This is a genomic window from Nonomuraea lactucae, from assembly GCF_003313395.1.
Taxonomy (GTDB): Bacteria; Actinomycetota; Actinomycetes; order Streptosporangiales; family Streptosporangiaceae; genus Nonomuraea; species Nonomuraea lactucae.
In genome coordinates this window covers 1-5,214 of record NZ_QNFZ01000809.1, presented here as the reverse complement: position 1 = coordinate 5,214, position 5,214 = coordinate 1, and the positions used below count along the sequence as shown (strand labels likewise).

6 protein-coding genes are annotated in these 5,214 nt (G+C 69.9%); 4 read left to right on the top strand and 2 right to left on the bottom strand.

Annotated features, from left to right (window positions below; genetic code table 11):
- Positions 1-113: 113 nt before the first annotated feature.
- Positions 114-689, bottom strand: coding sequence for a helix-turn-helix domain-containing protein (locus tag DQW85_RS28250; RefSeq protein ID WP_338043423.1), 576 nt, complete (start codon positions 687-689; stop codon positions 114-116).
- Positions 690-737: 48 nt separating this feature from the next.
- Here DQW85_RS28250 and DQW85_RS28245 point away from each other — a divergent pair, with 48 nt between their 5' ends.
- A complete protein-coding gene (locus DQW85_RS28245; protein WP_113702919.1) occupies positions 738-1,589 on the top strand; it encodes a class I SAM-dependent methyltransferase in 852 nt (283 codons plus the stop codon).
- Between the two features lie 293 nt (positions 1,590-1,882).
- Entirely contained in the window at positions 1,883-2,035 is a 153-nt protein-coding gene (locus tag DQW85_RS44905) for a hypothetical protein (protein WP_162795441.1), read from the top strand.
- A 197-nt stretch (positions 2,036-2,232) separates the two neighbouring features.
- On the opposite strand, the gene DQW85_RS28240 is transcribed toward DQW85_RS44905, so the two are convergent.
- Positions 2,233-3,126: a LysR family transcriptional regulator gene (locus DQW85_RS28240; RefSeq protein WP_205315472.1), complete on the bottom strand. Its 894-nt coding sequence runs from the start codon at positions 3,124-3,126 to the stop codon at positions 2,233-2,235.
- A gap of 150 nt (positions 3,127-3,276) precedes the next feature.
- On the opposite strand from DQW85_RS28240, the gene DQW85_RS28235 reads away from it, so the two are divergent.
- Together DQW85_RS28235 and DQW85_RS28230 are read left to right on the top strand one after the other, a co-directional pair.
- The gene (locus DQW85_RS28235; protein ID WP_113702917.1) at positions 3,277-4,095 is read left to right on the top strand and encodes an inositol monophosphatase family protein; all 819 of its coding nucleotides are present in this window, start codon (positions 3,277-3,279) and stop codon (positions 4,093-4,095) included.
- Between the two features lie 41 nt (positions 4,096-4,136).
- Positions 4,137-4,733, top strand: coding sequence for an NADPH-dependent F420 reductase (locus DQW85_RS28230; RefSeq protein WP_113702916.1), 597 nt, complete (start codon positions 4,137-4,139; stop codon positions 4,731-4,733).
- The last annotated feature ends 481 nt before the right edge of the window (positions 4,734-5,214 follow it).

Below are 5,214 nucleotides of genomic sequence, written 5' to 3'. Positions count from 1 at the left end.
GAGCTGCCTCATGAACACTGTCCTCACCGCATCGCCCCAGGTCAACGCCGCACGCCGCTTCGAAGCTCAAGATAACGTTCGTTTGGCTACAGACCGCCAGGCAGTACGGTCAGTTACCCCGCCCGTAGGTGGTTGCGCTCGCCGTTGTGGTCGAGGATGCACAGGATTTCGGCGGGTCCGCGGTCGGCGCGCAGGGTGTGGGGGGTCATGGTGGAGAAGGAGGCGGCCTGTCCTGCTTCGACGCGGATGACGCGTTCGCCAAGGTAGAGGACGACTGTGCCGGACAGCACGGTGAACCAGTCGCGGCCCGGGTGGACACCGAAGTCGTCGCGTGTGACGGCGCCGACCGGGTCAGTGATGCGCATCTTGGCGACCGTGAGCCCCTGGGGGCCGTTGTCGCCGCTGAGCAGCCAGGTGGTCAGGCCCCGGTTCTCGTCGCGAGTGGGGCGGATGACCACGTCGGAGTCGTCGGGGGATTCCACGAGCTGGTCGAGGGATTTACCCAGGGCGCTCGCGATGGCAGTCAGCTGGTCGAGGCTGATGCGTCGGTGCCCGGTCTCGATCCGACTGAGCTGGGACGGGCTGATGTCCGCACGCTCGGCGAGGTTGTCCAGTGACCATCCGCGCGCCTTGCGCAGGGATCGGATGCGCATCCTGACGACGGCGTCGAGAGTTGATTCTTGCTCCACCGGCAAGAGTGTATGACCTGATGGCAGGGATCACCCTACCGTCGAGTCATGAGCACACACCACACCAAGAGCGGACATATGGGGCGCGAGCATGCGAGCCGCTCCGACGTCGCGATGGCGGAGCTGCTGGAACTGGACGCTGAGGTCCTCAAGCCCTACCTGGCTGAGCTGACCGGCTGGATCGCGGCTCTCGCTAACCCTGCGCCGCAGCGGATCATGGACGTGGGCAGCGGTCCCGGCACCGGCACCCTCGCGCTTGCCGAGCAGTTTCCCTCCGCGTCGCTCACGGCGGCCGACATCTCGCCGCAGATGCTGCACCGTCTGCAGAAGCAGGCGGCTGCGCGCGGCGTCGCAGGGCGCGTGCGCACGCTGGAGGCGAACCTGGACGAGCCGTGGCCCCTACCCGCGCAGCCGTACGACCTGATGTGGGCGGCCGCGTTCCTGCACCACCTGAGTGATCCGGTCCGGACGCTGGCCCAGGCGTACGGGCAGCTGCGGCCGGGGGGCTTGCTCGCTGTCAGCGAGATGGACTTCTTCCCGCGCTTTCTGCCACCGGACGCCGGTGTCGGCCGCCCCAGCCTGGAAGCCCGCCTGCATGCCGTGACGAACACCCAGCCGCCTCACGAATGGACCCAGACCCTCACGGACGCCGGGTTCACTGTGGAGGCGCGCCGCCCCTTCGAGATCCGCCTCACCGCCTCCCAGGCCGGCCCGGCACTGGGCCGCTACGCGCACATCTGCCTGGCCAAGCTGTGCTCCCATGCCGCCGACGCCCTGGACGCGGACGACCTGGCCGCACTCGACGCCCTCCTGGACCAGAACCACCCGCTCGGCATCACGCGCCGCGGCGACCTGAGCGTCCGTACGACGCGCACCACCTGGATCGCCCGCCGCCCATAGGCCGGCCCGCGATCGCCGTACGCCACCGTCCTGGTGACCGCCCGCGCCATGCAGGGCATCTTCGCCGCGCTGCTCGCCCCGGCCTCCTCTCGCTGCTGAACACCACGTTCACCGAGCTGAAAGAACGCGCCAAAGCGTTCGGGAATCGACCACCAAGCTCGTTCCCGCCCTCGGGGCGAAGCTAGTGTCCTGCGCCGAAGATCCGTCGTTGGTTTGTGTATGACTCCTTCTGCGGATGTCCCGGTGCCTCGTCGCGGTCGGCCGGAGCCGCAGGCGTCGGCCTGGCCGCCCCCATGGCCGGCACCCGCACGGACAAGCCGCTGCTGACGTTCAAGCAGATCGCCGCCGCGTTCGGCGACGTGCCGAGCGACCGCGCCGACGCTGGGGCGTGCGTACCGCTTCAGGGAGCGGACGGAGGCGTGGCGGGAGCGGGCCAGCAGCATTGAGGTGAAGGGGTCAGGAGACCGTCAAAACGTTCGTGTCCTGCGTTCTCGGCGAACTCGGGCTTGGCGACCGGGTTCAGGTCGGTCGTGTACGCCTACCGCCGGGGGCTGGTGATCTGACGCGAGCCCGCACAGCGGCCGGCCGTGCGGCAGCAAGGTGGTCGCGTGGACGTATGGGTGAAGCGGCCGGACGGCGCCGACTACGAGGCTCCGCACGTGGCCAGCGCGGTTCGCGCCAGCCCGCGCAGCCAGGCGTGGGCGTGGTCGGTGTCGTAGCGCTGATGCCACGACAGGTATATCGGTGCCGACGGCAGTTCGAGTGGGAGGGGGAGCACGACCAGGCCGAGGTCGGCGACCGCTGACCGCGTGGTGGCTTCGGGGACGCTGATCAGGAGATCGGAGCCGCGCGCGAACTCCAGCGCGGCCGCTTCCGTGGGCGCGGTCGCCACCACGCGGCGGGCGAGGCCGAGCCGCGCGAGGGCGTCGTCGAGGGCATTGCTGAGGTTTCCACGTCGCGAGACGGTGACGTGCTCGGCGGCGGCGTACCGCTTTGCGGTGACTGTCCTGACGCGGGTGAGGGGGTGCCCCTGCCTCACGACGATGACAAGGCGGGTCTCGCCCACGTTCTCGGCCCGGATGTCCGGTGCGCTCGGGCGGTTGGCGTTCGCCTCCAGGTCGACCTCGCCGCGCCGCAACTCGGGGGTGTCGATGCTCGATTCCGCGACGAAGCGCAATCGCACGCCCGGCGCCTGTCCGCGCACGGCCGCGAGCAGTGCGGGGCCGCTCAAGGCGACCAGGGAATCGTGCCAGCGGAGTGTGAAAGTGCGCTCCAACGTTGCCAGATCGAGTTCACGGCTCGGTGCCAGCACCCCCTGGACCTGGAGCAGCAGTTCGTGTACCTGTTCCCGGACGGCGATCGCATACGGCGTCGGGGTCATCGTGCGGCCGGTGCGCACCAGGATCTGATCCCCGGTCGTGCGCCGGATTCGGCCCAGACTCCGGCTCATCGCGGGGGCGGTGACGTGCAGGCGCGCGGCCGCCCCGGCCACACTTCCCTCCTCCAGGAGCGCGTCGAGCGCGGCGAGCAGGTTCAAATCCAATTGCATGCGAGTAATCCTAGCCGTGCTTGACATGCATTTGAAGTTAATCAAAGGGCTGTATACCTTCGAGACGAGAGCGCAAGCCGGAACGCACAGCTTGGCCCGACCGGGCCTCCTCACCCCTCCTCACATGGGAGTACCACCATGTCCGAAACGCTTCAGACCACTGACGTCGCCGCCTCCGACGCCGACCTTCTCGGCCAGACCGCGATCGCCGTGCGCGCGGCCGGTTCGGCGCTGCGCGAGCGCTTCGGCGAGGTGATCCGCTACCAGACCCGCGAAGAGCTGATGCGCTCGCTCGCCGCCAACGACGACACGGCCCTCGAGATCCTGCGCCCCCGCCTCACGCGCCTGCGCCCGGACGCCGGCTGGGTGGAGGACGAACTGGACGGCGGGGCGCTGCCGCCCGGCGAATGGTGGGTCGTGGATCCGGCCGAAGGCAACGTCAACCACCTGCACGCCCTGCCGGAGTGGGCGGTGACCGCCACCCTCGTGCGGGAGAACCAGCCGGTGCTCACCGCGGTCCACCTGCCGTTGACCGGCGAGACCTACACCGCGCTCACCGGAGCGGGCGCCCACCTCGACGGCCGGCCGCTGCGCGTCTCCCAGACCGCGGACCTCGGCCTGAGCATCGTGGCCACCAGCCAGGCCCGGCCGGACGAGGACGAGAAGGTCGTGCGGCGCGTCGGCTCCTCGATCACCGCGATGCTCTTCGACGCGCTCGTCGTCCGCACCGCCGTACCCGCGACCCTGCACCTGGTGAACGTGGCCGCCGGCCGGATCGACGCCTTCTGGCAGTTCGCCGGCGCCCGCGCGGACCTGCTGCCCGGGGCGCTGCTCGTCACCGAGGCCGGCGGACAGATCTCCGACGCCGAGGGCCGCCCCTGGACCCCGCAGAGCGAGAGCTTCCTGGCCGCCGCGCCCGGCGTCCACGCCGAGGCCGTCGCCACGCTCTCACGCTGACCGCGCACCACAACCTGCACGCACGGAAGGACCAGATCATCATGACCACGATCGCAGTTCTCGGAAACGGCCGCGTCGGCGGCAACCTGGCCACAGCCCTCACCCGGGCAGGGCATGAGGTGACCGTGGCGGACCGCGCGCCGGGCGCCGCCGCCCACGCTGCCCGGACAGCCCAGATCGTCATCAACGCCACCCCGGGCGCCGGTTCGCTGGACCGGCTCGTCGCCCTGCGCGAGGAACTGCGCGACAAGATCCTCGTCGACGTCTCCAACGCCACCGTCGACGGACCCGACGGACTGCCCGCCGACCTGATCTACCCCGGCTCAAGCCTCGCCGAGCAACTCCAGGAAGCGCTCCCCGAAACGCGCGTCGTCAAGACACTCAACACCATGCTCTTCCCGGTGATGACCGCGCCGGCCACGCTCACCCAGGCGCCCGACGCCTACCTCTCCGGCGAGGACCCGCAGGCCAAGCAGACCGTCCGTGAACTGCTCATCAACCTCGGCTGGCGCAAGGAGTGGATCACTGATCTCGGCGGGATCCGGACCGCCCGCGCCACGGAGGCCGCGATACTGTTCGTACCGCACGTGATTCGGTCCAGCGGATTCGCGCCCTTCGCGATCTCGATCGCCCGCTGATCCGCACACAGTGCACCGCCCCCGGCGGGCCCACATCCAGAACGGATACGACAGCGCAGCCAGCGCCAGCGATTCAGCGCCGGACGGCGACCCGTGGCCCCCTTCCCGGGCCGTCGGCCTCGGACCGAGGAATCGGCCCATCTCACGGCGGACACGCTTGCGGAGCTGGTCGCGAATCTGCCCGCCCATACCCGCGGCGGCCGCCGGCACCGGCCTCACACTCGCCGATCCATGTGCGTGTGCATGGTGCTGGCGCTGGACGGCATCACGCTGCCGCTGAAGTAGTGACCTGGCATCGATGGCCAGGCTGCCTGGCCGTAGCCGTCCGCGCCGGGGGAGATCGCCGCCGCCGTGCCCTTCCTCGCTAGCGAGCAGTGCAGTTTCGGCACCGGTTTCAGCCTGTACGTCTAATCAACACGGGTACTCCGGTGAAGGAGTGGCTCGGTGTGGCTGCCACCGGCGCCTCGTTCGAAATCGTCGA

Bases quoted from the DNA above. Each gene is read 5' to 3' on its own strand.
- DQW85_RS28230 (WP_113702916.1), top strand. From the start codon at position 4,137: ATGACCACGATCGCAGTTCTCGGAAACGGCCGCGTCGGCGGCAACCTG.
- DQW85_RS44905 (WP_162795441.1), top strand. From the start codon at position 1,883: ATGGCCGGCACCCGCACGGACAAGCCGCTGCTGACGTTCAAGCAGATC.
- DQW85_RS28245 (WP_113702919.1), top strand. From the start codon at position 738: ATGAGCACACACCACACCAAGAGCGGACATATGGGGCGCGAGCATGCG.
- DQW85_RS28235 (WP_113702917.1), top strand. From the start codon at position 3,277: ATGTCCGAAACGCTTCAGACCACTGACGTCGCCGCCTCCGACGCCGAC.